Annotated in this window: 24 protein-coding genes; 11 read left to right on the top strand and 13 right to left on the bottom strand. The window is 32.9% G+C overall.

All coding sequences use genetic code 11. From position 1 onward, the window contains the following. Positions 1–113 precede the first annotated feature (113 nt). Positions 114–2,567: a TonB-dependent receptor gene (locus ACFPTQ_RS06290; protein ID WP_379775234.1), complete on the top strand. Its 2,454-nt coding sequence runs from the start codon at positions 114–116 to the stop codon at positions 2,565–2,567. 126 nt (positions 2,568–2,693) lie between these two features. After that, on the top strand, positions 2,694–3,131 hold the full coding sequence (locus ACFPTQ_RS06285; RefSeq protein ID WP_379775231.1) for a hypothetical protein: 438 nt from the start codon (positions 2,694–2,696) through the stop codon (positions 3,129–3,131). Between the two features lie 52 nt (positions 3,132–3,183). On the opposite strand, the gene hemL is transcribed toward ACFPTQ_RS06285, so the two are convergent. The 4 genes from hemL to ACFPTQ_RS06265 all read right to left on the bottom strand — a co-directional run bounded on the left by hemL (position 3,184) and on the right by ACFPTQ_RS06265 (position 7,127). Beyond that, positions 3,184–4,470 carry a glutamate-1-semialdehyde 2,1-aminomutase gene (gene hemL / locus ACFPTQ_RS06280; RefSeq protein WP_379775229.1) on the bottom strand — a complete coding sequence of 429 codons (1,287 nt, stop codon included), beginning with the start codon at positions 4,468–4,470 and terminating at the stop codon, positions 3,184–3,186. 99 nt (positions 4,471–4,569) lie between these two features. After that, positions 4,570–5,388 (bottom strand): glucosaminidase domain-containing protein, encoded by an 819-nt coding sequence (locus ACFPTQ_RS06275; protein WP_379775226.1) that lies wholly within the window; start codon positions 5,386–5,388, stop codon positions 4,570–4,572. Further along, the gene (locus tag ACFPTQ_RS06270) at positions 5,381–6,277 is read right to left on the bottom strand and encodes a 1-aminocyclopropane-1-carboxylate deaminase/D-cysteine desulfhydrase (protein WP_379775224.1); all 897 of its coding nucleotides are present in this window, start codon (positions 6,275–6,277) and stop codon (positions 5,381–5,383) included. Before ACFPTQ_RS06270 ends, ACFPTQ_RS06275 begins: the two co-directional genes overlap by 8 nt. A gap of 508 nt (positions 6,278–6,785) precedes the next feature. Further along, the gene (locus ACFPTQ_RS06265) at positions 6,786–7,127 is read right to left on the bottom strand and encodes a hypothetical protein (RefSeq protein WP_379775222.1); all 342 of its coding nucleotides are present in this window, start codon (positions 7,125–7,127) and stop codon (positions 6,786–6,788) included. 44 nt (positions 7,128–7,171) lie between these two features. Between ACFPTQ_RS06265 and ACFPTQ_RS06260 the strand changes: the two genes are divergently transcribed. The 4 genes from ACFPTQ_RS06260 to ACFPTQ_RS06245 all read left to right on the top strand — a co-directional run bounded on the left by ACFPTQ_RS06260 (position 7,172) and on the right by ACFPTQ_RS06245 (position 9,845). Then, positions 7,172–7,348 (top strand): DUF5522 domain-containing protein, encoded by a 177-nt coding sequence (locus ACFPTQ_RS06260; protein ID WP_278035012.1) that lies wholly within the window; start codon positions 7,172–7,174, stop codon positions 7,346–7,348. Between the two features lie 86 nt (positions 7,349–7,434). Further along, the gene (locus ACFPTQ_RS06255) at positions 7,435–7,977 is read left to right on the top strand and encodes a DUF4136 domain-containing protein (protein ID WP_379775219.1); all 543 of its coding nucleotides are present in this window, start codon (positions 7,435–7,437) and stop codon (positions 7,975–7,977) included. Between the two features lie 188 nt (positions 7,978–8,165). Further along, positions 8,166–9,410, top strand: coding sequence for a threonine ammonia-lyase IlvA (ilvA, locus tag ACFPTQ_RS06250; RefSeq protein ID WP_379775216.1), 1,245 nt, complete (start codon positions 8,166–8,168; stop codon positions 9,408–9,410). Between the two features lie 36 nt (positions 9,411–9,446). Continuing rightward, the gene (locus ACFPTQ_RS06245; RefSeq protein WP_379775214.1) at positions 9,447–9,845 is read left to right on the top strand and encodes a group III truncated hemoglobin; all 399 of its coding nucleotides are present in this window, start codon (positions 9,447–9,449) and stop codon (positions 9,843–9,845) included. 3 nt (positions 9,846–9,848) lie between these two features. Here ACFPTQ_RS06245 and ACFPTQ_RS06240 read toward each other — a convergent pair whose 3' ends face one another. From ACFPTQ_RS06240 to ACFPTQ_RS06205, 8 genes are all read right to left on the bottom strand, one after another. Continuing rightward, entirely contained in the window at positions 9,849–10,481 is a 633-nt protein-coding gene (locus ACFPTQ_RS06240) for a DUF4230 domain-containing protein (RefSeq protein WP_379775212.1), read from the bottom strand. Positions 10,482–10,545: 64 nt separating this feature from the next. Continuing rightward, positions 10,546–11,193 (bottom strand): response regulator, encoded by a 648-nt coding sequence (locus ACFPTQ_RS06235; protein ID WP_379775210.1) that lies wholly within the window; start codon positions 11,191–11,193, stop codon positions 10,546–10,548. Between the two features lies 1 nt (position 11,194). Beyond that, positions 11,195–13,120 carry a tetratricopeptide repeat-containing sensor histidine kinase gene (locus ACFPTQ_RS06230; RefSeq protein ID WP_379775208.1) on the bottom strand — a complete coding sequence of 642 codons (1,926 nt, stop codon included), beginning with the start codon at positions 13,118–13,120 and terminating at the stop codon, positions 11,195–11,197. Between the two features lie 354 nt (positions 13,121–13,474). Further along, a complete protein-coding gene (locus tag ACFPTQ_RS06225; RefSeq protein WP_379775206.1) occupies positions 13,475–14,902 on the bottom strand; it encodes a hypothetical protein in 1,428 nt (475 codons plus the stop codon). A gap of 67 nt (positions 14,903–14,969) precedes the next feature. Continuing rightward, positions 14,970–16,793: a PQQ-binding-like beta-propeller repeat protein gene (locus tag ACFPTQ_RS06220; RefSeq protein WP_379775204.1), complete on the bottom strand. Its 1,824-nt coding sequence runs from the start codon at positions 16,791–16,793 to the stop codon at positions 14,970–14,972. 62 nt (positions 16,794–16,855) lie between these two features. Further along, a complete protein-coding gene (locus ACFPTQ_RS06215; RefSeq protein WP_379775201.1) occupies positions 16,856–17,230 on the bottom strand; it encodes a hypothetical protein in 375 nt (124 codons plus the stop codon). A gap of 75 nt (positions 17,231–17,305) precedes the next feature. Continuing rightward, complete coding sequence (locus ACFPTQ_RS06210; RefSeq protein ID WP_379775566.1) at positions 17,306–18,268, bottom strand: GSCFA domain-containing protein; 963 nt, start codon at positions 18,266–18,268, stop codon at positions 17,306–17,308. Between the two features lie 32 nt (positions 18,269–18,300). Then, positions 18,301–19,071 carry a hypothetical protein gene (locus tag ACFPTQ_RS06205; protein WP_379775198.1) on the bottom strand — a complete coding sequence of 257 codons (771 nt, stop codon included), beginning with the start codon at positions 19,069–19,071 and terminating at the stop codon, positions 18,301–18,303. Between the two features lie 354 nt (positions 19,072–19,425). On the opposite strand from ACFPTQ_RS06205, the gene ACFPTQ_RS06200 reads away from it, so the two are divergent. After that, positions 19,426–19,806 (top strand): hypothetical protein, encoded by a 381-nt coding sequence (locus tag ACFPTQ_RS06200; RefSeq protein WP_379775195.1) that lies wholly within the window; start codon positions 19,426–19,428, stop codon positions 19,804–19,806. 82 nt (positions 19,807–19,888) lie between these two features. Here the strand turns inward: ACFPTQ_RS06200 and alaS are convergent, their stop codons facing one another. Continuing rightward, positions 19,889–22,561 carry an alanine--tRNA ligase gene (gene alaS / locus ACFPTQ_RS06195; RefSeq protein WP_379775192.1) on the bottom strand — a complete coding sequence of 891 codons (2,673 nt, stop codon included), beginning with the start codon at positions 22,559–22,561 and terminating at the stop codon, positions 19,889–19,891. Between the two features lie 220 nt (positions 22,562–22,781). On the opposite strand from alaS, the gene ACFPTQ_RS06190 reads away from it, so the two are divergent. From ACFPTQ_RS06190 to ACFPTQ_RS06175, 4 genes are all read left to right on the top strand, one after another. Continuing rightward, positions 22,782–23,759, top strand: a complete 978-nt coding sequence (locus ACFPTQ_RS06190; RefSeq protein ID WP_341699023.1) for a M23 family metallopeptidase — start codon at positions 22,782–22,784, stop codon at positions 23,757–23,759. Between the two features lie 120 nt (positions 23,760–23,879). Further along, positions 23,880–24,212 (top strand): MerR family transcriptional regulator, encoded by a 333-nt coding sequence (locus tag ACFPTQ_RS06185; RefSeq protein ID WP_026713247.1) that lies wholly within the window; start codon positions 23,880–23,882, stop codon positions 24,210–24,212. Between the two features lie 63 nt (positions 24,213–24,275). Beyond that, the gene (locus tag ACFPTQ_RS06180; protein WP_379775190.1) at positions 24,276–24,869 is read left to right on the top strand and encodes a LemA family protein; all 594 of its coding nucleotides are present in this window, start codon (positions 24,276–24,278) and stop codon (positions 24,867–24,869) included. A 91-nt stretch (positions 24,870–24,960) separates the two neighbouring features. Further along, complete coding sequence (locus tag ACFPTQ_RS06175; protein ID WP_379775186.1) at positions 24,961–25,398, top strand: TPM domain-containing protein; 438 nt, start codon at positions 24,961–24,963, stop codon at positions 25,396–25,398. The last annotated feature ends 1 nt before the right edge of the window (position 25,399 follow it).

The raw sequence follows: 25,399 nt of genomic DNA, 5'->3' as shown, positions 1-25,399 counted from the left end.
GTTAATTTGATTAAACCAAATACAAAAAAAGGAGTCTATTATAATAAATAGATTACATTTATACTTTCAAACCAACAATCAAAACAAACAAAGCAACCCAAGAAACTAATAAAATGGCAAAAAAAATAATGTTTATCCTAATTCTTTTTTTAGGAATAAGTACAAAAAATACGGCACAAGTACCTACCGACACTATTCAGAAAACGAAATCAAGTCCGATTGAAATTGAAAAAATCTACCTCCATACTGACAATAATTATTATCCTATAGGAGAATCAATATGGTATAAGGCCTATGCGGTTTATGCGTATACCAATCAGCTTTTTGACCATAGCAATGTTCTTTATGTTGAACTCATTTCTCCAGAATCAAAAATCGTAAGTCGCAATATTACCCGACTTGAAGGCGGACTTGGTCATGGCGACTTCATCTTGGCCGATTCCTTAGGCATTAAACCAGGTAAATATCAATTAAGAGCTTATACTAATTGGATGCGAAATTTTGGTGATACATTTATCTTTAAAAAAGAAATCCAAATCATTAGTATTGCCAAAGATGAATTGGCTCAATCAAAAGAAGTAAACAAAACAAGTCCGAAAGCAAAAAACACAAAAGAAGAAGTTGATAGTAAAAAAAAGAACGAAATCCTATTTGATTTTTTCCCAGAGGGAGGCTCTTTAATTGAAGAAGTAGTAGGTAATGTAGCCTTCAAAGCGACCGACACTCATGGTACTCCCATAGAAGTTAAAGGAACGATTTATGATTCCAATGACAAACCTATCAACCTATTTAAAAGCATGCATGACGGAATGGGTAAATTTATTTTGCAACCCGAAAAAAATCAAAAATATTATGCCATTATCAGCACGCCAACTAACGATGAAATCAGAATAAATCTGCCCGAAACCTTAAAAACAGGCTATTCACTAAGTCTCAATGAAATTGACGGCAAAAAAATTGTTTCCATAAAAACAAACAAGGCAACTCTCCTACTCCATCAAGACAAACCACTCACAATCCTTTGCAACACAAGAGGAATCACTTATTTTGAAGGCACACAAGAACTTAAAGAAACCAAACTTTCTTTTATTTTGCCCGAAGAAAATATCCCAGAAGGAATATCACAAATTACACTTTATGATGAAAATGCCATCCCTCAAAGCGAACGCTTGGTTTTTATTACAAAAGAAAACAATCTAGACATTACCCTAACCACAGATAAAAAAGAATATGCCCCAAAAGAAAAGGTAACGGTAAGCCTACAAGCTAAGGATAAACAAAACACGCCTCTAATTGCTAACTTTTCTATTTCGGCTACCGACGTTAATTGGATCAATGAAAACCAAGATAACGTAGTAAACATCTATTCCTATTTTCTCATGGCTTCAGACATTAAAGGTAAAGTACACAATCCCAGTTATTATTTTAACCCCTCTAATCCCCTTCGTTTAGTTCACTTAGACTTAGTATTACTAACTCAAGGTTGGCGCGATTTTGTTTGGAAAAAATTCCCAAAACTCAATGAAAATGAAAATTTCAAAGCCGAAAAAGGAATTACTATTTCTGGAAAAGTAGAAAACCTAATTGGGACTACTCCTAAAGAGAATAGTTTGGTACAAATGGTTCTGCTCAATAATGCTAATTCTGTGATGCTTAATGAAACTACGGATAGCAATGGAAAATTTAAATTTAACGATATTGTATTCCGTGGTACAGCAACAATGCTCCTCAATACTAAAAACGAAAAAGGAAAAAATAGAGGGAAATTTGTATTAGACTCTATCTACAACGAACCTATTGCTATTGATTTTAAAAGCCAATTAAATAGTAACCTAGAAGAAACTACAATTAGTCAGATGCAATCAAATATCAGAAACAAAAAAATACTCTTTAATATTCCTGAAGAGAATCAACTTAAAGATGTTGTAATTATAAGTAAAAAGAAGCAAGATGATACTGGTCCAAGTCGTTTTGGTTTTGCTGATTACACATATATCCCTGAGGAAAAAGGGCCACATTATTCTAATATATTTTTACTTATCCAAGTAGCCATTCCTAATGTATCCGTAACGAATAACTCTATTCGTTTTAATCGATATAACGGACAAGCACTTGTTCTGGTAGATGGCATTGAAACTGATATGAGTTTATTATCAAGCATGTCGACCGATGACGTTGCTAAAATTGAAGCGATCAAAGGTCCTGGAGCTGCGGTTTTTGGTTCACAAGGGGGTAATGGAGCTATCCTAATTTATACTAAAATGGGCAAAGGTTCTAACTCCAGCAAAAAAGTGTTCCATTCCATTGCTAAACCTATAGAAGGATTCCAAAACACGAGAATCTTTTATTCACCCAATTATAGCAAACCACAACCTACAGAAAATAAAACCGCCGATATACGAAATACATTATACTGGAATCCCTATTTTCAAACCGACGAAAAGGGCAATGCAACCACTTCTTACTATAATAACGAAGTTAATTCAACTATTAATTTAATAATTGAAGGAATTACTAATAATGGTATACCAGTGGTTTTAAAAACCAACTACATCATTAAAAAGTAATTTTTTATACCTTTAGAAAACAATAGGTATCAATAGATTAATTTGTAAGTTATAATTTTAAGTTAAGAATTAAACCTTTTTGAAAAAACAACATCTTATACAAGTAACTTTTAACACAATTAAAAAATGAAAAAATTAATTATTGCCGCATTATTAGTGGTTGGAGTAGCAACTTTTGCTCAGGAGAAAAAAGAAAGACCTCAACGTGGAGATATGGAAAAAATGACTCCAGAACAACGTGTTCAAAATCGTGTGGACCGTATGACAAAAGAATTAAATCTTGATGCTGCACAACAGGAAAAAATAAAACAACTTTATGTTGACGAAGCAAAAAACAGAGAGGCCATGATGGCACAAATGAAAGAGAAAAAAGGTCAAGGTAGAGAAATGATGGCTGAACAAAGAAAAGCTATGGAGACAAAAATGGCTGCAATCTTAAACGCTGATCAACTAGCAAAATGGAAGAGCAATCAAGAAAAAATGCAACAAAGAATGCAACAAAGAATGCAGGAAAGAATGGGCGGTGGAATGGACAACCAACCTGGTGGCAACATTGATAACTAATAAAAAAAGCTTCGAGAATCTCGAAGCTTTTTTTATCTATTTTCGCTATTTACTATAATGTTTTTGAAACGGTATCAATTGCATTAATTGTAAAATCTAAATCGTCATAAGTCAACGCATCGGTTATAAACCAAGTTTCATACGCCGATGGTGCGATATAAACTCCCTCTTTCAATAATCCGTGGAAAAACTTTTTAAACGTTTCATTATCACCATTGGCAGCCGTTTGAAAATCAACAACGGGATTAGCATCAAAGTGAACTGATATCATCGACCCTACTCTATTAATCGTGTAAACAATAGAATTGGCTTGTAAAACACGATGAATTCCTGCTTCTAAATAGGCTGTTTTTTCTTCTAATCTTTGAAAAACTTCAGCATCTTCATTCAAAGATTCTAGCATGGCTAATCCAGCTGCCATTGCCAAGGGATTTCCTGATAAAGTTCCGGCTTGATATACTGGACCAAGTGGCGCTAAATAATTCATAATTCCTTCACGGGCTGCAAATGCACCTACAGGCAAACCTCCACCGATTACTTTACCAAAACAAACAATATCAGCATTGATATTCAATAACTCCTGTGCCCCGCCTTTGGCCAAACGGAAACCAGTCATTACTTCATCAAAAATGAGTAAAATTCCATTTTCAGTACAAAGTTCACGAATACCTTCTAAAAAACCTTTCACTGGCGGTACACAACCCATATTTCCAGCAACTGGTTCTACGATGATAGCCGCAATTTCATTTGGATTTGCTTGAATTAAACTTCTAACATTTTCTAAATCATTGTATTTAGCTAGTAAAGTATCTTTAGCTGTTCCAGCCGTTACTCCAGGACTATTTGGTGTTCCAAAAGTCATTGCCCCGCTTCCTGCCTGAATCAAGAAAGAATCGGAATGTCCATGATAACAACCTGAAAATTTGATTATTTTATCTCGTTTAGTAAATCCACGCGCCAATCGTACGGCACTCATACAAGCCTCTGTTCCTGAGTTTACAAAACGTATTTTATCAATATTAGGAACCATCGAAACTGCCAAAGCAGCGATTCGAGTTTCTAATTCTGTTGGCATCCCAAAAGAGGTGCCCAATTGGGCTTTCTCGGTTACTGCCTTAACAACAGGTTCATAAGCATGACCTAAAATCATTGGTCCCCATGAATTAATATAATCAATTAATCGATTACCATCTTCATCATACAAATACGCACCCTTAGCTTGTTTTACAAAAATAGGTGTTCCTCCTACCGATTTGAATGCTCTAACTGGCGAATTAACTCCTCCTGGAATTACTTTTTCTGCTTCAGCAAAAAGCTGACTACTTCTTTGGTATAACATTTAATTTTTGATTTCTAATTTGTGATTGTAGACATCGTTATCATTTTTCATATAATCCTTCTACGTCTAGCACTTAACCTTCTTAATTCTTAATTCTTACTAATTCACTTTCAATTTCTGACCTATATAAAGTGTATTATCAGACAATTTATTTTTTTGCTTTAAATCCTCTACTAAAAGGTTGTATTTTTTTGATATCGAATATAAGGTATCTCCTTTTTGAACTTCATAGTATTCTTCGTTTCTGGAACTTACACTTGTTATTCGCCCTCCTTTATTCTCATTAGCAACATATTTTTTACCGAGAACCTGCGCATCATATTGTGCCAAATCGTAACGCTCAATATAGGAAATTAACTTTTCCGGATAACTAGGATCGGTTGCATATCCGGCTTTTCTTAAACCTCTTGCCCAAGCTTCATAATCATCTTTGTCCAATTCAAACAAACTAGCATATCTTGTTTTTCCTTTTAAAAAAAGAGCATGATCGCGATAAGATTCTGCTACTTTATTGTATTTTCGAAAGCATTCTTGCTTTTCATCATCATCATGTTTTACACTGTCTCCTGTCCAATCTGAATGGCATTTAATACCAAAATGATTATTAGCACTCATTGCCAATTCACTTTTTCCAGCACCAGACTCTAAAATTCCCTGTGCCAAAATAATACTCGCTGGAATACCATAATTTTTCATATTACTCATGGCTACATCCTTGTATTGTAAGACATAATTACTAACAACACTATTGGTAACTGTAGTTCTAGAGGAAGAAACAATTACTTCTTCCTTTTTTTGATTTGTTTTTTTGTTTTTTGAAGAATAGGAATTATTTTTAGTTGAACCAATTGGCGATTTGGTAGTATGACAACTAACAAGCATCAAAATAATCAATAAGAGTAGGCTTTTCTTAAACATCAACAGTTAGTATTGGTAAATTCTTATTTTTTAATTTAACATTCATTCCGTAAATTCCTTGTAAACCACCAGTATGAATAAGCAAAATATTCGAATGTGCAGGAAAATAATTCTTTTGAATCAAGTCGAAAACACCATACACCATTTTCCCAGTATATACAGGATCTAACGGAATTTTAGTATCTTGATAAAATTGATTAATAAAATGAATTAATTCTTCATTTACCTTACCATATCCACCAAAATGATACTCAGTATTGAGCTCCCAATTTTCATTCTGCACAAAAATACGGATTTCATCTTGTAAAAAATCGCCTTTAAGAGCTGGAAATCCCATTACTTTTTGATGTGGCAAGGCACTATTAATAATACCCGAAATCGTTCCGCCTGTTCCCACAGCACAACAAATATAATCAAACTTACTATCTTCTGGTGTTAAAATCTCCTCACAGCCTTTTACAGCTTGAGGATTCGTGCCACCTTCAGGAACCAAATAAAAATCACCAAAATGTTTTTGTATACTCGTCAAAAAAGAAGTTTCTTTTTTTAAACGATACACTTCTCGGGAAACAAATTCAAATTGCATTCCGCATTCCTGAGCAAATTGAAGCGTAGGATTGTTTTCTATTTTATCTCGCAATTCATCTCCTCTAATAATGCCTATAGATTGAAAACCATTTTCACGAGCAGCATAAGCTACGGCAGCAATGTGATTTGAAAAAGCACCACCAAAAGTGAGTAGTGTTTTTTTATTTTCACTTTTTGCTTGAAGCAAATTGTATTTTAATTTCCTAAACTTATTTCCCGAAACAACAGGATGCAATAAATCGTCCCTTTTGATGGTAACCGAAATGGAATTAGGAAATTGTATTTGTACTTCTTGATTCAAAACTTATAATTTTTGCAAAGGTATAACTTCTAAGGATTCACCATCCTTTTCGACCTCAAATTCATAAATTATTTTCAATTTAAACTTTGAGAACTTTACAACATTATTTTTGCCACAGACCTGCCTCGCTGGCAGGCGGGTTACACAGATTATCACAGATTTTTTTTGTATTCTTTGCGGAAATCTTCGAATACTTTGCGGTTAATAACTGCCACGAATGCACTAATTGATTTTTAAAATCTTTGAGTTCAAAATTCCACGGATTTATATTTTCATAAATGAAAATAAACTTATCTAAACTTTACATCGTTATTTACACCACAGATTAAAAGGATTTCACCAAAGTTTTCATTGATGAAAACAACTTAAATGTACTTAACTGCTTTTTAAACTTTCAACATACTTATATGACTTATATGTTTAAAAAATTGCACGCCGATTTTGCAGATAAACGCCGATTTTTTTCTTAGTGCGCTTTGTAAAAACTTTTTCTTCTTTGCGGTTAAAATCATTTTTTGGACTTCCACAAATACTTCAAAAAACCAAAAACCCTTCTGTTTTTTAGATATTCCAAATCAGCCTCATTGCTATAAGCCTCTCTTTCAAAAGAAATGCTTCGATAGGCATGATTTTTGTTGTTGTATTTTAACAACAAAAACAGATATTCTGTACCATACCAAATGAAAAAAGGAAGAAGTAACATCTCAATTTGTTGTTGTAAATGAATACGTTCATGATTGATTAAAACAGCATTAGATTTGTCTTCCTTGTATTTTAAAATCACAAAGGGATACAGGGTCAAACCACGAAATCCTTTAGGTATTAAATACTTGTTAACAAAGAGAAACATTGCGTTTTAAATTTTAAATTTGTAGAAATGAACAACAAAAATTAATGATTGGACAAAGTAATGAAAATAAATTAATAGAAGGTGAAGATTTCTATTACACTCCAGAAGGATACAAATGTTTTACAGAAAAATATCATTTAAAAAGAGGTTATTGTTGTAAAAGCGGTTGTCGACATTGTCCTTATGGTTATGATAAAAAAACAGGAACTAACAAGAAATAGAGGTATTAATAAAACTTTTTCCTGTTTTATAGTTCAAATAGATACCTAAATTTTAATTATAGATTAGTAATCAAAAAAATTGCACTATGAAAACCATCAAAATTGTACCGCTTTTATTTCTTTTTCTTCTCAATGCCTGTAGTTCTGTAAGAGTAAATTCTGATTACGACAGCCATGTAGATTTTAAACAATATAAAACCTATGCCTTCCATAAAAAAGGAATTGACAAGGTTGAAATATCTGATTTAGACAAAAGAAGAATATTACACGCAATAGACAATTCTTTAAGCCAAAAAGGAATGACTAAAAGTGAAAACCCAGATTTACTTATTAATTTTTTCACTAAAGAAAGAGAACAAATTGATGTAAACCAATTCAATATGGGTTGGGGCTATGGCTGGGGATGGGGATGGAATCCTTATTTTTGGGGTGGAGGAAACACCTTTACCTCTTCTTCAACTCAAGGAACTCTTTTCATTGACTTAATTGATGCCAAGAAAAAAGAATTGGTTTGGCAAGGACAAGGAATAGGAACTCTTTCGGAAAACAGAATAGAAAAGGAAAAACAGATTAATGACTTTGTTTCAAAAATCTTAGCACAATTCCCTCCAGGAGAAGAAAAAAAATAGGCCTTTTATATTGATCCAAATAATTACGCTATCTTTGTAGACAGAAAATCAAACATGAAAAACTCGTTTAACATCCAAATCTCAATTATCATTATTATTCCATAATAATGCAGGAGGTTTATGTAAATCAATTATAGTATTACAATTTATAAAACCTCCTACAAAGGAGGTTTTTTTATTTAGAAAACATGAATTTATTCCAACAAATACAAGAAGCAAAAAAACAATTAGAAGGTGTCGTAATGCAAACACCTTTGACCGAAAATTTAAATCTTTCTAATGAATTTAATGCTCGCATTTTATTAAAAAGAGAAGATTTACAAACGGTTCGTTCTTATAAAATAAGAGGTGCTTACAATAAAATCAGTACACTTAGCCCTGAAGAAAAAGTGCAAGGGGTAATTTGCGCCAGTGCTGGAAACCATGCTCAGGGCGTGGCATATTCCTGTAAATTACTTCAAATAAAAGGCAAAATATACATGCCTAAAACCACTCCGAAACAAAAAGTAAAACAAGTAAATCTTTTTGGAGGTTCCTTTGTTGAAATTGTACTTACGGGAGATACTTTTGACGATGCTTATGCAGCTGCAATGATAGATGCCACTACTAACAAAATGGCTTTTATTCACCCATTTGATGATGAAAAAGTAATTGCTGGTCAAGGAACAGTAGGTCTTGAAATATTAGAAAGTTGCACTCAGCCTATTGATTATATTTTTGTTCCACTGGGTGGCGGAGGATTATCTGCTGGACTTTCAGAAGTATTCAAACATTTGAGTCCTAAAACTAAAATCATAGGAATCGAACCTGAGGGAGCGCCTTCGATGAAGACTTCAATTGCCAATGGCGAAGTAACCGTTTTGGAAAACATCAACAAATTTGTAGATGGAGCCGCCGTGAAACAAGTAGGGAAAATCACTTTTGAAATCTGTAAAAAAAACCTAAGCGATATCATTTTAGTTCCTGAAGGAAAAGTGTGTACCACTATTTTACGTTTATACAATGAAGAAGCAATGGTAGTTGAACCTGCTGGTGCATTGTCTATTGCCGCTTTGGATTTTTATAAAAACGAAATCAAAGGAAAAACAGTTGTTTGTATCGTAAGCGGAAGTAACAACGATATCGAACGTACTGCCGAAATCAAAGAACGTTCTTTACTTTACGAAGGATTGATGCATTATTTTATGATCCAATTTCCGCAACGTCCCGGAGCATTAAAAGAATTTGTTAATGACATTTTAGGACCTGAAGACGATATTACCTATTTCCAGTTTACTAAAAAAAACAATCGTGAAGTGGGCCCAGCAGTTGTAGGTCTTGAATTGAAAAACAGAAACGACATTGTTGCTATCAAAACAAAAATGAAAGAAAAAGGTTTTCAGTATGAATACCTAAACGAAAAACAAGATTTATTCAACCAATTAATCGGTTAAGAACCTGAAAATTCTAATCTCAAATTTTAAAAAAAAATGACAGCATTAAGCGATATTAAAACTCTTGACGACATCAAATTATTGGTTGACACCTTCTATGGAAAAGTGCAAAAAGACACGCTTATTGGCCCAATTTTCAATGAAAAAATTGGCAACAATTGGCCTTCACATTTAGAACGTATGTACCGTTTTTGGCAAACTATCTTACTGGAAGAACATACCTATTCAGGAAGTCCTTTTCCTCCTCATAAACATCTGCCAGTAGAAAAAACACATTTTAATCGTTGGATGGAAATTTTCACTGAAACCATTGATAGCCTTTATGTAGGACCATTAGCAGAGGAAGCTAAACTTCGTGCTAAAAACATGGCTGAAATGTTCTTTTACAAAATAGAATACTTTAGAACAGGAGGTCGCAATTTTTTTGAAAGTTGATCACTATAATTTAATATTTTGGCTTAAATCAGTTTCGTTTTCAATTACTTTGTTTTCGTATTGCAACTTCCAACCCATGCTATTGGTTAAAATCAGCATTTTAGAAAGTTCGGAAATCAAGCGGTTTTGAGCATTTTTCTTTAAGGAAGATTTTTCAATTTTTTTGGCCAAATTAGCTCTAACCTGCTTGTTGATTTTATTGTAATCTTCTCCTGTAAAAGGATTCAGTTTGCTTTGTTCTACATCATAAAACTGAATATCCGGACTAATTTTGATTTCTTCCTTTGGAATATTCAAAATAGTGATTGTTTTATTTGCTTCATCAATATCGTATTTCATTTGATGCAAATCGTAGGCTACCGTCACATCCGCATTAACAACTAAAAGTGCTTTCTTTTCAAATGAAAGCATATTCATCAAATATTTTTGTTGGTTCTTATACGTAATCACCTCAGCAAAATGCCCTTCGGTTACGACTAATTTCCCCACATTTAGAATTTGCTGCTGGATTAAATTCGTGTTGTACTCTAAACTTGTATCATTATCCTTTTTAGAAAAAAAATTGTAACTAATTATCAGTGCTATAGCAATTAATGCGATTAAAATCCATTTTCTTAGTTCAGATAATGTGGTCATAATTTTCATTTACTAATTCAGAACGAATATAATAAAGAAATAAGAGAAAAAGAATTATTAAATATCAAATCAAATTATTATTCCTCGCCTTCTGGATAGCTTCTAGCTTATTATGGACTTGAAGTTTAGTATATATATTCTCTACATGTTTACGAATTGTACCTGCAGAAAGAAATAAATTATCAGCTATTGTATTGTACTTCAAACCTTTGCTCAATTGTTCTAAAACTTCAATTTCACGGCTTGTTAAACTATAGGTTTCACTATCAACAACCGATTCAAATGTCATTGGATTTCTAAATAATTTTAGCGTTTTCATGGCTATTGACGGAGTCATTGTAGCCCCTCCATTAAGTGTTTCTAAAATACCTTGCTGTAAATCTTTTGGGTTAACTTCTTTTAACAAATACCCATCGGCACCTGCTTTAATAGATTTGAAAATATTTTCATCGTTATCAAAAACGGTAAGCATTATTATTTTAATATTGGGATATCTATTTTTTACCTGTTCTGTGGCTTCAATTCCATTCATCTTAGGCATTTCAATATCCATCAAAATCAAATCTACATTGTGATTTTTATCTAGTTTTTGAATTAAATCCTGCCCATTCATAGCCGTAAATTGCACTTTAAAATCATCAAAAAATGATAATTTTTCCAGAACAGATTTCATTAAAAAAGTATTATCATCAACAATAACCAATTTTTTCATTTTAGGCATTTTTGGTAAACAACAAATTAATACTAGTCCCTTTTCCGGGTTGTGATACTAAATTAAATTCACCTCCCATAGCTTCGATTCGATCTTGCATGTTTTGCAAACCATTACCCTTTTCAATATTTCCATAGTCAAAACCAGAACCATTATCTTGAATTGTTAGTTGAATCTGCTTCTCTACTTGAACAACATGAATAGAAATTGATGTAGCTTCCGAATATTTAATGCTATTATTGACTGCTTCCTGAATAATTCTGTAAAGATTCATTCCCTCTACAGAACTTAATTTGACCTTCATGACATCATTAGAAATACTAAATAAAAAATTGATTTGATCTTTTGCCTCTTTCGCCTTCTCTATAAAATTATGGATTCGAATTTTTAAATCTTCAAATGTAATCTCACTAGAATTCATAGCCCAAATTGTATCTCTAAGTTCAACAATCGTCGATTTAGTGAATGTACTAATTGTTGTTAACTTATCATCTAATTTTTTATTAGTGATATCAAAAGCATACTTGATATTATCAATAGAAGAGATTATAAATGTTAACTGAGCTCCAATATTATCATGTAAATCTCTTGAAATATCTAATCGCTGTTGTTGCAACTTATTTTGAGTTTCAATTTCCTGAATTGCATTTTTAAGTTCAAATTCTTGTTCCTGTTGTTTGTTTCTAAGTCTCTGTTGGCGGTAAATTAAAAACCCGATGAGTCCAACCAATACTGTTAAAACAGAAACCCCTATCAACAAAATATTTTTTTGTTTGGTTTCGGCTTCTTTTTGAATCAATAATTGTTCTTTTTTTGCTGTTTGATATTTGGTTTCTAAATCGAAAATAATTTTGGTTTTATCGGATTCAAACAAACTATCTTTTCCTGAAATATACAAACTGGCAAAATGATTCGCTTTATGATATTCCTTTAATTGAGAATGCGCTTTATGTAAATTTTTATAAGCATAAACTTCTAATAAATTGGCTTTTGATTTTTTAGCAAAAGACAATGCCTTTAAGGAGAACACAATACTTTCTCTATACTTCTTTTGTTTAATCAAACAGAGTGCAAATGCATTTGCATTTTCGGCTACTTCATATAAATTATTATATTGATCATGCAAGCGAATTACTTTTAAATAATTTTTTTCGGCTAAATTATATCGATGTAAACTATCATATACTAAAGCTATATTTGATAAAGGATAGGCTACAAATCGTTCACAACCTAATTGAAGATATCCTTTTTTAGCCATAAAAGAATATTTTAACGATTCTTGATATTTTTTAAAATTAATCAATAATCCTCCTAAATTTCCTGCCGCCATGGTTTGCCCTAATTTGTCGCTTGTTTTGAAATACAAAGCGATGGCTCTTCTGTAATACAACAAGGCTTTTGAATATTCCTTCTGAGCTTTATAAATAATTCCAATATTAGTATTGGTCATAGCTTGCTTTACATTATCCTTTTTCTTTTCATAAAAATACAGTGCTTTAAAATAATATTTCAAAGCAGCATCAAATTGGCCTTTACTATCATACACAATACCAATATTGTTATAGGTATCTGCCATACCTAGAGAATCATTAATGGATTTTCGGATGCTCAATGCTTTTTTATGAAAATACAAAGCCGAATCCAATTCGCTTTTATATTGATGGACATTCGCAATACAGTTGAATGCCATTGCGATATAAGTTGGATTATTTTGCAACCTAGATTGACTGAGGGCTAAATAGGATATTTTCTTTGATTGTTCCAAGTCTATATTACTATACTCGTCTGAAAGCTGAATCAAAGTTTTTAATTTTTCTAATTTATTAGAAATTTTAAGTGCATTTTTTAAACTATCAATTGCATGATTAGACTTTTGAGAAAAAGTAATACCTGTGCATAGCAAAAAAATAAATAGCGTTTTTCTCATGGGCTAATTTTACACACTAAAGATAAAAAAATAGGATTAACTTTTTTAATGTAAGTCTTTTTTGGGATATAATTCTCCAAACAAGTTGGAATTTAAATCAAAAATAGCTTCGTTTAAAAAAGCATTTGAAGCTTTTATTTGTTCCATCAGCATTGTACATAGCAATATCTGGTTTTCGAAATGGCTGTTTTTTTGTGTTTTTTGCCTAAGTTGTGCCTCTAACATGGTAATTCTATTTTCAAAATCTTTTTTTTCTCTCTTAATTTCAACCCAACAATTACAAAAAATAATCATCCCTAAAAATAACAATATCAATACAAATACCCCCATCACATTTCATCATTAGATTTCACTTTAATTCCCTTTCATTAAAACACTTTTAGGCATCTTAATAGAACAACAAGTTGTTTTTCCATTTACAATACTCGAGAAATAGAACAACTCCTTATCTTCATCATAAAATGGAGAACCTTCAAAATCAGGTGAATTAATCTTACTCCCTAAATTTATTGGTTCTGACCATTTTTTCCAGGTATCATCTAAGCGATAAGTCACAAAAAGATCAAAATCACCATAAACACTATACCCATTGCTGCTAAAAATAAGTGTGGTATTGTCAGATAACAATTGTGGTAACAATTCATGGCCTGCAGAATTCACACTTTTACCTAAATTTTGAAGTAAACCAAATGTTCCATCTTCTTTTTTAGTTGCAAAATACAAATCAGCTCCTCCTTGAGTAAAATCGGTTTCTATACCCATGATAATCGTTTTTCCATCTTTTGAAACACTTAAATCAGCTGTGTCGTTGTAATTATTATAAGCTGTTATTTTAAGCGGAGAAACTATCTGATAATTACCGTCTTTAAATTCATAAATGGTAAAACCTGTTTCAGTCGAATTTCTCGTATAATTTGCACCTCCTTTTATAAGGAAATTGGAATTAGAACTCACAACATAATTATAGGATTCATTTTTACTTAAACTAGGTACTAACTGAGGTTCAGACCATTTTCCATCGCTTAATTTTTGACAAATAAAAACCTGATCAGCCTCTTCTGTTTTATTAGTTAAAAAAAGTTTTTGTCCATCATCCGATAACATAAAACTGCTTAATTCGGCTACTTGAAAATCCAATATATTTTTATCTCCTAAATTTTCAAACGCTGGTTTTGTATTTATCATTGCCTGAATTGGGATTTCAGAATCCGATATTCCTATGGCATCAATTTGTTTTTGACCTGGTAGTAGGGCAAAATTAAATTCTACTCTAACTGCTACAACATTTGCTACAGCATTATCTAAAATAGCATACTCAATTCCAGGATTAAAAACATCCGGTGCTTCCTGAATTTTTCTCCTTTTTCGTTTAAAATAATAATCATGATCCGTTCTAGCTGTTGATTTAAAAGTGGGTGTTCTCCAATCACTTTTCCGAGTCCAGACCGCATCATAACTACCAGAACCTTTGTCTACTAAAATACGCGTTACACAACCTGCATCTAAATTTTCAAATACAGCAATTTGCTTTACAGTTTGTGGTTTTTCAAATCCTACTTCGACAATTTCTCTACCATCAAGAGCATTTTTAGGTGTCCAAGCATTTCCGCTATTTCCACCTTGCGGGAATACATCAGGTTTACCTAAAATTCGTTTTATACCGTTTTGCTTTCCCCCTAAATCGGAAGAAAACTTAATAACTTTTGATGCCCACTGAATTTGTTGTGCTTCGGTAGTCCAAAAAATAAAACAAATCCCATACAACAGTATTATTTTTTTCATCGCTTGATACATTTAGAAAGGGGCTATGAAAAAATTCACACCCCCTTTCATTTACAACTAAAAACGCTTAATTGTTTACTTTGATTTTTTCTACTTTTCTTCCTTTGAAAGCAAAGATGTACTCTCCGTCTTTAGTAATATCAATACCACTTCCATATTGCGGACTACCTCCTTTACCTTTTGATTGAACAGAACCTTTAGTTTCTCCGTTAGTCATATCAATTCCATAAATGATGTTTTTGCTGTCTCTTTGGTCTCTCAAGAAATAATTATCCCCAATGTGATAGAAAAAATCTACCCCTTTTATTTTCTCCGTAGCATAAACTCTCGAACCATCTTTTTTATGGTAAGAAGCTAATCCTTTTTCGGACAACACAACCACTTTATCTCCAAAATCAATCACGTCAGTTGCTTTACCAACCTTGGCATCATTGTGTTTTACATCAAATAATTGTTTGCCAGAAGCAATGTCATAACCGTAAAATTCATCCCCATCGCCTACAAAAACCGTCTTATCAGAATCAATAATTAAGTCTGTTATACGTTTGTCAAATTTTTCAGATCTCCAAGCGGTTTTTCCAGTTGCATCATCAAGTGAAAGCAAACTATTTTTTTGAGCTTTATAATCCCAAAAGATATAAGGCACCCATTCTTTGACTGTACTTCCCATACCATATGAAGTTGTCTCTAATCTATATTCCTGAACTTGCACTTTCCCTCCTACTTGGACCATTATTTTATCCCCTGTTTTGTAGATATTTGGCATACACAAAGCGCCCGTAATTTTCTCAGAAGCCCAAAGCAATTTTCCCGATTCTAAGTCGTGTTTTTCAACATATTTAGTTCTATCTCTAGTTCCCAAAATCACAATATAAACAGCGTCATCCGTAAAAAGCGGCTGTGCTAAGGTTCTATAAATTTTAGAACGTTTTCCGCCACTAAACATTCCTCCATTAGCACCCTGCATATCATTTTCATAAATTGCTTCCCATAACTTTTGTCCGTTATTGATATTGTATGCCTGAATTCCATCCAAATACATGAATAACTTATCTCCTTTAATCCATAAATCAATAATAGCACGACGTGTTACCAACTCTTTTTCTACGGTTCCTCTAAAAGTGGCATCCCAAACTACATCCCCATTAGTAGCATTAATTTTTACCAATTGGTTTTTAAAACCCGTAAATAAAGCGCCTAATGCAGTAGGTTTAAAATTGACCATTATGATTTCGTTTCTTTTAGCATCATAAATATATTTTCCAACCCCACCTTTGAACCGATTGGTTTCCCAAATTTTCTCACCATTTTTAGCTTTTACTAAAATTACAGATGCACGTTGAGAAATTAAAAAAGCATCCAATTCAAAAATATACTTTACAGTTTCTAATTCCCCTTGATCCAAACCTTCTTCGGCTTTAGTTCCTTTTGGAATCAAATCCTGATAAGCTTCAGAATTCCACAACTCTTTTCCTGATTTAATATCAATACAAGCAACTCTATCCGTTCCTAATTTTCTTTGGTCAAAAAGAAACAAATAACCGCCGTTTTCAGTAAAAATAGTATACTGCAATTCGGATTTATTAGTACTATTAGTTGTTATTTTCTTGTAATCACCATTCCATATTGGTTTACCATCTTTGTCTAAGACGGAACTAGAATTATCATCAGTTCCTACAATTAAATCTCCATTACTGTTTACAACTGCTAATCTGGTTGCTTTGTTATCGAATTCCGATTCCCAAACAGTTGAAAAACTTCCTGTTTTTTTTCCGGCACTTCCTCCTGAAACGGCACTCTTAGCCTTTTCTAATAATTTCCCAAATTGGGCAGAGGCTGGTAATGTACTTCCGACACAGAAAGCCAACATCACTAAAGTAATTTTTTTCATTTTTTGCGTTTTTAAGTTGTTTTATAAATGTTTATTGCGTTTTAGATCTAGACTGTTTTCTATCAAAATGTTATGGAATAGCGAATTTTATAGCGCTGTTGTTTTTGAAGCTTAAAATTGAATTTGTGTTCTAAAATGTATTCCGAAATAAAATTGGTAAACATTGCATTATTAATGTCGCTATCTACTTTGAAGAATGTAGCTACTTTACCATTTTGAATCACTCCAATGTCGGCAACAATAGTTCCTTTTACCTCATTGAATTTTTTGGTTTTCTTTTTTAAAAAATCTTCCGATTTAAAAACAGCATCCACCTCGGCTGTTACAGCCTCGGCAACAACTTCTTCGTCAGTAAGAACTTTTCTTTGAGCAAAAACTGAAGTAGAGAAAAAAAGTTGGAGTATCCCTAATAACAATGTGTATCGAATCAATTTCATCTAAGTTTTTTTTAATGTTACTTAGCAAAATTGAACCAATAATAAGAGGCAATCAATACGAAAAATTACGTATTTTTAAAATTGAATGTGAGAAAATTGAGTTTGAAGTAATGCAATTTTAGCTTGTAGTTTAGCTACAAACTTAAGATGACTTTCTGATTCAGGATTAAAAGGACGATGGTTTAACCCGCTCTGAATACTGCCAATCTCTTCCAATACCGGCAATGCCGATTTTGAAACTGTTGTTTCTTTAAATCGTTGCCAGATGTAATCAATAGCAACCTGATTAGGATGCAACATATCTTCGGCATAAAAACGATAATCACGCAGCTCGTCCATCATAATTTCGTAACTCGGAAAATAGATTGAAGATTTTAGATTATAGATAGTAGAATCCTCTAAAACTTGACGAATGGCACTAATTAAATGCGCTTTACTTAGCGTATTTTCTACAAAACCATCTTTGATGTGGCGCACTGGCGAAACCGTAAATATAAATTTGACATTAGGATTTACTTTTTGAATTAGCGCAATTGTATTCAGGATGGAATTTTGAATAACCTCAACCGAAAGCAGTTCTTTTGAAAACTGTTTTTGAGGCACTTTATGACAATTGGCTACAATTTGCTCACTTTCTATATGGCGATACACCCAAGAAGTTCCATAGGTAATTAAGAAATGCGTTGATTTGGTTATTTGGTTATTTGTTGCAACAACTAATTCATTTAATAATTTCAAAAAAGTTGTTTTATCTGGATTTGAAAGTTCCGAATGAACTTCAAAACAATGCCATAAATCGTTGTGAAAAAAAACATCTTTTTCGGTAAAAAAATCTTTATTTACGGCTCTTTCGATTAATTTTTCGATAGAAACAGGATTAAAAATAATACCAAATGGATTACAGGAATTCTGAAATTTATAATAATCCAATTGGGCCGCCATATTTACCGCAAAACAGGAACCCAGACTTAGAATTCTGGAATGATAATCAATAGGAAATGGATTTTCAGCAATTGGAATTACGGTACGAAACAGCATTACATTTTTTCCCAAAAATAAGTATTAAAATATTAATACAAATATTGGATTTTAGAATAATTAGGATTATTCAAACTTGACTCTGATTCTTGCTCTGTTGGATAATTATCTTTGTCGTATTTATAAGCTATAGAATGCATTTTTGCCGAAGAAATTGTTTGATCACCTACTACAACCGCTGTTTCAGCAACAATCATAACAACATTGTTTTTAGACACAATAGCAGCTTTGTCTAATAATTTATTAAAACCTACAATACTATTGTATGGGTTATTATAAGTATCGTATTCGTATGATATTGTAGTAGTGGTTACTTTGTCATCTGCGATTACATCGACAACATTCTCACTCTTAACCAAATTATCATTTTTAAAATACAAAACACCATGACTTAGTTTTTGTCCTTCTTCCTTTGAAGAACCCGAAAAATTCTCATATGAAATTTTACCATCACTAGCATGAGTATAATAAATCACATAATTTTCAGAAGAAGTAAGTTTGACTAATTGCTCATTTTCATAAGTATACTCTAAAACAACACTCGATTCATTTAGCTTATTATAGCTTACAATTTTAGAAATTAAACCACTGTTGTAGGTATATTCGATTTTTTGTTTTGAATTTTCAGAACTAATAATTTGATTGTCATGATACTTAAAAATGGAATTTTCAGAAACACCATTTTCAGTAGTTTCTATCATTTTGATAAAAATTTTCCCCTTATCGTCCTTATCATTTGCACAAGAAGTCAAAAGAATAGCTACAGTAGCAATCAAAAAAAATAGGTGGGTAATTTTTTGCATCACGAAATAGGTTAATTAAACTAAAAATTTGGGATTTCAAAACTATATATTTAACATGGCTATAGCAACAAAATAGGTTTAACGACTAAAAAACTCGTTAAAAAGTGCTTTCTTACCTCTAAAATTCACCAAATTATTATTGCACAGAATACATTCAAAATGAAGATAATTTTAGCTAAAAACACAGTACAAAGCGTTGCTTTTTCACACGAAATCAGCCAATTTAAAAACCCTATTTTAACGACCAAATGCACTCGCAAAGCGGTTTAAAGAGTTTTTTTTCCTTTCAACGATTTTAAGTTGTATAGTTCGAATTTGCTTCTACATTTGACTTGTATACCAGTAAAATATATTATGAAAAACATTTTCAACCCTATTTACAGACAGGACTATTTAGAAGGCTATTCTAAGGGACAAAATCCTCATGCTAAAGTAAAAATTTCAACTAGCACGGCTTTTAATGAAGGTTTTAAATCTGGTAGACTTGACTATGAGAGTCTTAATGGAAACATCCTTGATGGCATTCCTAAAAAAATTGTAAACGAAAAAGTCCTAGATGAATTTCTACTTGCTGGCTTATTAGGTATTAATGTTGATACCGATGGCTATAACCATTATCAAATAAGTGTTTTATTGAAATGGTATCAAAGCGGTATTGAACAATACGACCCAAAAGAAAACAATTATTTATTAGACATTTTAGAAGAAAACGGAATAGAAACCAGTCACAACTAATTATATAAATAACCAAAAACGAAAAACCCTTTTAGTTTGCTTTCAAACTAAAAGGGTTTTCTATTTTAGTGTACTTTGCAATTTATTTCACAAAATCAATAGCTTTTGCTAAAGCTTCTGGAATGCCAGCTGCATTTTTACCTCCTGCAGTAGCAAAGAACGGCTGTCCACCACCACCACCTTGGATAAACTTTCCTAACTCACGAACAACTTGTCCAGCATTTAAGTTTTTCTCCGCTACTAATTCTTTCGAAATATAGCAGCTTAACATTGGTTTTCCTTCTTCGGCAGTAGCCAAAACTAAAAACAAATTATTCCCTAAATTGCCCAACTCATACGCTAAATCTTTCGCCCCCTCTGGGTTCAAATCTACTTGTTTTGCTAAGAATTGAACGCCATTTACTTCCTGAAGTTCATTTGCCAATTCGGCTTTCATATTTTTAGCTTTCTCTTTCAACAAAGCTTCTATCTGTTTTTTTAACTTCGCATTTTCATCCTGTAAAGAAACCACTGCTTTTACAGCATCCTGAGGATTTTTTAATGCCGATTTAATTTCGCTCAACAATTCTTCTTGCGAAGCAAAAAACTGTCTTACACCTTCTCCGGTAATCGCTTCAATACGACGAATTCCAGCTGCCACAGCTCCTTCCGAAACAATTTTGAAAGACCAGATATCAGCTGTGTTGTTTACGTGAATACCTCCACACAACTCCATACTGTCTCCAAATTTAATCGCACGAACATTATCACCATATTTTTCACCGAATAATGCCATTGCACCTTCGTCTAAAGCTTGTTGGATAGGAATGCTTCTTCTTTCAATTAATGGCAATTGCTCCTGAATTCTGGCATTCACAAAATCTTCCACCTGTTGCAATTCCTCATCCGTTACCTTTGAGAAATGAGAAAAGTCAAAACGTAAATTTTTAGGATTTACCAATGATCCTTTTTGCTCCACATGTGTCCCTAAAATAGCGCGTAATGCCTGATGCATTAAGTGTGTAGCCGAGTGGTTTTTAGCAGTCTGATTTCTTAAAACATCATATACTCTAGCCTGAAAAGTACCATTTACATTTTCTGGTAAACTTTTAGCAAAATGTAAAATCAAATTGTTCTCTTTCTTCGTATCAAAAATATCGATTGTCTCATTAGCTGAAAATAATTTTCCTTTATCCCCAACTTGTCCTCCTCCCTCTGGATAAAATGGTGTCGCATCTAAAACGATTTGGTATAAAACCCCGTCCTTTTTAGAATTTACTTTACGAAAACGAGTGATCTTTACAAAGTTTTCTACCTGATCATAACCAACAAAGGTTTCCACATTTCCATCTACCAAAACTGTCCAATCATCTGTAGACATTTCCGAAGCCGCACGGGAACGATTCTTTTGTTCCTGCATTGCTTTTTCGAAACCAGCAACATTAACAGAATATCCATTTTCTTTTGCAATTAATTCGGTCAAATCTAATGGAAACCCATATGTATCGTATAGTTCAAAAGCAGCTTTACCCTCAATCTCTTTTTCAGTTTGAACACCCTCTTGAATTACAGCATCTCTTAAATGAATATATTCTTGAATCAATTCAATTCCTTTCTCAATCGTTCTCAAGAAAGAAGCTTCTTCTTCACGAATTACATTTGTAACCAAAGTTTGTTGCTTTTTGATTTCCGGGAAAAATTCACCCATTTGGTCAGCTAAAACAGCAACTAATTGATAAATAAAAGGTTCTTTAGTATTCAAGAAAGTAAATCCGTAACGAATCGCACGACGTAAAATACGACGAATTACATAACCCGCTCCGTTGTTTGATGGCAATTGTCCATCGGCAATCGCAAAGGCTACCGCACGCACGTGATCTACAATAACACGAATTGCAATGTTGATTTTGTTTTGCTCTTCCCCTTCGACTCCGCTCAGGATGACATTATTTGATGTATATTTTTTTCCAGTGATTTGCTCCACTTTTTCGATTAGCGGTGTAAATACATCCGTATCGTAGTTTGATGTCACTCCTTGCATCGCCATACACAAACGCTCAAATCCCATTCCGGTATCAACGTGTTGTGCTGGTAATTTTTCTAATGAACCATCGGCTTTACGGTTGAATTCCATAAATACGTTGTTCCAAATTTCCACTACTTGCGGATGATCGGCATTTACTAAGCTAAAACCTGAAACAGCAGCTCTATCCTCGTCTGGACGTAAATCGATGTGAATTTCAGAACAAGGTCCGCATGGTCCCTGATCTCCCATTTCCCAGAAATTATCTTTTTTGTTTCCAAGAATAATTCGGTCTTCCGAAACGAATTGTTTCCAAATATCAAAAGCATCTTGGTCAAAAGGCACATTCTCCGCTTCGTTTCCTTCAAAAACAGAAACATACAAACGGTCTTTGTCTAATTTCAACACTTCAGTCAAAAATTCCCAAGCCCATGGAATAGCCTCTTTTTTGAAATAATCTCCAAAAGACCAGTTTCCAAGCATTTCAAACATAGTGTGATGATATGTATCAAAACCTACATCCTCTAAATCGTTGTGCTTTCCTGAAACACGAAGACATTTTTGCGTATCGGCAATACGATTACTTTTTGGAGTGGCGTTTCCTAAGAAATACTCTTTAAACTGTGCCATACCTGAGTTATTAAACATCAAAGTAGGGTCGTCTTTTAGAACAATAGGAGCCGAAGGAACAATTAAATGTCCTTTACTTTCAAAGAATTGTAAATACGCTTTGCGAATGTCTTGTGATTTCATTTTTATTTTTTTTTGCCACTAAGGCGCTAAGGCACAAAGTTTTTATTTATTTTTTTATAAAACTCCTAAATTCAACAATTTTTAAATCACTGAATTTTTAGCTCTTTCAATCAATTTTATATTATATTTAATACTAAAAAAAGGGTCGAACAACTAAAACATTTATTAAATTTGTTCAATGCGCTTTTTTTGGAGCTGCAAAAATAGGGTATTTTAAAATATGGCGAAAGTAAAATATTATTACGATTCTGAAAATCTGGCATATCGCAAAATTAAAGTCAAGAAGAGAAAAAAAGTAGGCTTTGTAGCCTTGTTTTTACTAGCTTCAGCTTTATTTGGATTTCTCAGCTTTGTTCTTTTATTAAACACTCCCTATTTTGACACCCCAAAAGACCGTTTATTACTTCGTGAAATTGAAAATCTGAAGCTAAATTATGCCGTTTTGAATAAAAAAATGGATCAGGTTGATAATGCCATCGAAGCCATTGAAGAACGAGACAATAATTTATACCGCACTTATTTCAATACGGCACCTATTCCAGCAGAAGAAAGAAAAGTAGGTTTTACCGATGTAAATCGATACAAAGCGCTGGAAGGTTATGACAATACCCAACTGGTTTTACAAACGACCAAACGAGTGGATGTATTGACCAAAGAATTAGCTATACAATCCAAATCCTTAGATTATATTTTAAAACTCGCTAAAGAAAAAAACAAATTATTGGCTGCCATTCCTGCCATCCAACCTGTCAGAAATGAAAATTTAAAACAAATGGCATCTGGTTTTGGTTATCGCACAGACCCTTTCACCAAAGTAAGAAAAATGCACGAAGGCATGGATTTTACAGCAAAAAAAGGAACTCCTGTTTTTGCCACAGGTGATGGAGTTGTAAAACAGGCTGACAACAGAGCGTCAGGATATGGTAATCATATTGTGATTAGGCACGGTTATGGATACGAAACTTTGTATGCGCATTTGAGCAAATACAATTGCAAACCAGGACAACGAATAAAACGTGGAGACATTATTGGTTATGTAGGAAGCACTGGACGTTCAGAAGCGCCACATTTGCATTATGAAGTACATAAAGATGGTCGTGTCGTAAATCCGCTTAATTTTTATTATGGTAATATTTCTGCTGCAGAATACGTTGCTATATCTAAATTAGCTAACCAAGAAAATCAATCTCTGGATTAGTATTCAGTGTTCAGCTTTAGAGTAATCAGTCACTTGATTAACGATTTTTGACTGTTAATTGCTCATTTTAGAATTAAAATATTGGATTTTGAAATTTATTAATTTGGAATTTAAAAAAACATGCACATAGAATTACAACCAGGAAAAAGATACTATAGCATTGGTGAAGTGGCCAAAGCATTTGATGTCAATGCTTCATTGATTCGTTTTTGGGATAGTGAGTTTGACATTTTAAAGCCTAAAAAGAACGCCAAGGGCAATCGAATGTTTACACCCGAAGACATCAAGAACCTTCAGCTCATTTACCATTTGGTTAAAGAAAGAGGTTTTACACTTGAAGGAGCTAAGACCCATTTGAAAGAAGGACAAAAGAAAACCTTAGACAAATTTGAAATTATTAGCAAACTAGAAGCTATAAAAGTACAGTTGACTAATATTAAAAATGAGTTATGAGTTAGAAATAAATAAATAAATAAATAAATAAAAATAAATTAATAAACTTTAAATTAAACAAACATGGATTTTAAAAGATTTTTACCTTGGATTATAGGTGCAGTTATTATTTTTGGAATTTACGGCTGGGTTAAAGGAATCAACAACACAGCAGTAACTTTAAGTCAAGACATTGAAGAATCTTGGGGAAATGTACAAACAGCTTATCAAAGACGAAATGATCTTATTCCAAACATTGTAAGTACCGTAAAAGGTTATGCAGAGCATGAAAAAAGTACTTTGACAGCAGTAATTGAGGCTCGTGCCAAAGCTACCCAAACTACAGTAGATCCAACTAATATTACACCAGAACAACTAGAAGCTTTCAACAAAGCGCAAAGCGGAGTAAGTAGTTCCCTTTCAAGATTATTAGTATCGGTAGAACAATATCCTAACTTAAAAGCAGACCAAAATTTCTTGAAATTACAAGATGAATTAGCTAGTACAGAAAATCAAATTTTAACGGCTCGTACTCGCTTTAACGAAACTGTTAAACCATATAACACCCACATCAAAACCTTCCCAAATTCATTGTTTGCAGGTATGTTTGGTTTCAAAGAAAAAGCCTATTTCAATGCTGTTGAAGGTGCTGATAAAGCTCCGGAAGTAAAATTCTAAAAGATTTCAGATTTTCGATTAACGATTTTTGATTGCAGAATATAAACTTCTACAATCAAAAATCGTTAATCTTCATTCAAAAATAATTCCCATGTCAAAAGTAGAAGATTTTTTAACTCCAGCAGAAGAACTCGAAATTGTTGAAGCTATACGAATAGCCGAAAAAAATACTTCTGGTGAAATTAGAGTGCACATCGAACGAACCACCACTATGGACGCTTACGAACGTGCCAAAGAAGTTTTCCATGAATTAAAAATGGATGAAACAGCTCTTAAAAATGGTGTTTTAATTTATCTAGCGGTTGACGATCATAACTTTGTGATTTGTGGTGATAAAGGAATCAACGATGTTGTTGGTGCTGATTTTTGGAACTGTACCCGTGATGCTATGCTAGTCCAATTCAAACAAAACAATTTCAAACAAGGACTTGTTGACGGAATTTTAAGAGCCGGAGAACAGCTTAAAAAATATTTCCCTTGGCAAGAAGGCGACACCAATGAATTATCTAACGAAATCTCAAAAGGATAAA

Source organism: Flavobacterium sp. GCM10022190, from assembly GCF_042656445.1.
GTDB lineage: Bacteria > Bacteroidota > Bacteroidia > Flavobacteriales > Flavobacteriaceae > Flavobacterium > Flavobacterium nitratireducens.
Note: the sequence above shows the minus strand (reverse complement) of the source record. Positions and strands in the feature narration are given on the sequence as shown.

Bases quoted from the DNA above. Each gene is read 5' to 3' on its own strand.
- ACFPTQ_RS06290 (WP_379775234.1), top strand. From the start codon at position 114: ATGGCAAAAAAAATAATGTTTATCCTAATTCTTTTTTTAGGAATAAGT.
- ACFPTQ_RS06285 (WP_379775231.1), top strand. From the start codon at position 2,694: ATGAAAAAATTAATTATTGCCGCATTATTAGTGGTTGGAGTAGCAACT.
- hemL (WP_379775229.1), bottom strand. From the start codon at position 4,470: ATGTTATACCAAAGAAGTAGTCAGCTTTTTGCTGAAGCAGAAAAAGTA.
- ACFPTQ_RS06275 (WP_379775226.1), bottom strand. From the start codon at position 5,388: ATGTTTAAGAAAAGCCTACTCTTATTGATTATTTTGATGCTTGTTAGT.
- ACFPTQ_RS06265 (WP_379775222.1), bottom strand. From the start codon at position 7,127: ATGTTTCTCTTTGTTAACAAGTATTTAATACCTAAAGGATTTCGTGGT.
- ACFPTQ_RS06260 (WP_278035012.1), top strand. From the start codon at position 7,172: ATGATTGGACAAAGTAATGAAAATAAATTAATAGAAGGTGAAGATTTC.
- ACFPTQ_RS06255 (WP_379775219.1), top strand. From the start codon at position 7,435: ATGAAAACCATCAAAATTGTACCGCTTTTATTTCTTTTTCTTCTCAAT.
- ilvA (WP_379775216.1), top strand. From the start codon at position 8,166: ATGAATTTATTCCAACAAATACAAGAAGCAAAAAAACAATTAGAAGGT.
- ACFPTQ_RS06245 (WP_379775214.1), top strand. From the start codon at position 9,447: ATGACAGCATTAAGCGATATTAAAACTCTTGACGACATCAAATTATTG.
- ACFPTQ_RS06240 (WP_379775212.1), bottom strand. From the start codon at position 10,481: ATGACCACATTATCTGAACTAAGAAAATGGATTTTAATCGCATTAATT.
- ACFPTQ_RS06235 (WP_379775210.1), bottom strand. From the start codon at position 11,193: ATGAAAAAATTGGTTATTGTTGATGATAATACTTTTTTAATGAAATCT.
- ACFPTQ_RS06230 (WP_379775208.1), bottom strand. From the start codon at position 13,120: ATGAGAAAAACGCTATTTATTTTTTTGCTATGCACAGGTATTACTTTT.
- ACFPTQ_RS06225 (WP_379775206.1), bottom strand. From the start codon at position 14,902: ATGAAAAAAATAATACTGTTGTATGGGATTTGTTTTATTTTTTGGACT.
- ACFPTQ_RS06220 (WP_379775204.1), bottom strand. From the start codon at position 16,793: ATGAAAAAAATTACTTTAGTGATGTTGGCTTTCTGTGTCGGAAGTACA.
- ACFPTQ_RS06215 (WP_379775201.1), bottom strand. From the start codon at position 17,230: ATGAAATTGATTCGATACACATTGTTATTAGGGATACTCCAACTTTTT.
- ACFPTQ_RS06210 (WP_379775566.1), bottom strand. From the start codon at position 18,268: ATGCTGTTTCGTACCGTAATTCCAATTGCTGAAAATCCATTTCCTATT.
- ACFPTQ_RS06205 (WP_379775198.1), bottom strand. From the start codon at position 19,071: ATGCAAAAAATTACCCACCTATTTTTTTTGATTGCTACTGTAGCTATT.
- ACFPTQ_RS06200 (WP_379775195.1), top strand. From the start codon at position 19,426: ATGAAAAACATTTTCAACCCTATTTACAGACAGGACTATTTAGAAGGC.
- alaS (WP_379775192.1), bottom strand. From the start codon at position 22,561: ATGAAATCACAAGACATTCGCAAAGCGTATTTACAATTCTTTGAAAGT.
- ACFPTQ_RS06190 (WP_341699023.1), top strand. From the start codon at position 22,782: ATGGCGAAAGTAAAATATTATTACGATTCTGAAAATCTGGCATATCGC.
- ACFPTQ_RS06185 (WP_026713247.1), top strand. From the start codon at position 23,880: ATGCACATAGAATTACAACCAGGAAAAAGATACTATAGCATTGGTGAA.
- ACFPTQ_RS06180 (WP_379775190.1), top strand. From the start codon at position 24,276: ATGGATTTTAAAAGATTTTTACCTTGGATTATAGGTGCAGTTATTATT.
- ACFPTQ_RS06175 (WP_379775186.1), top strand. From the start codon at position 24,961: ATGTCAAAAGTAGAAGATTTTTTAACTCCAGCAGAAGAACTCGAAATT.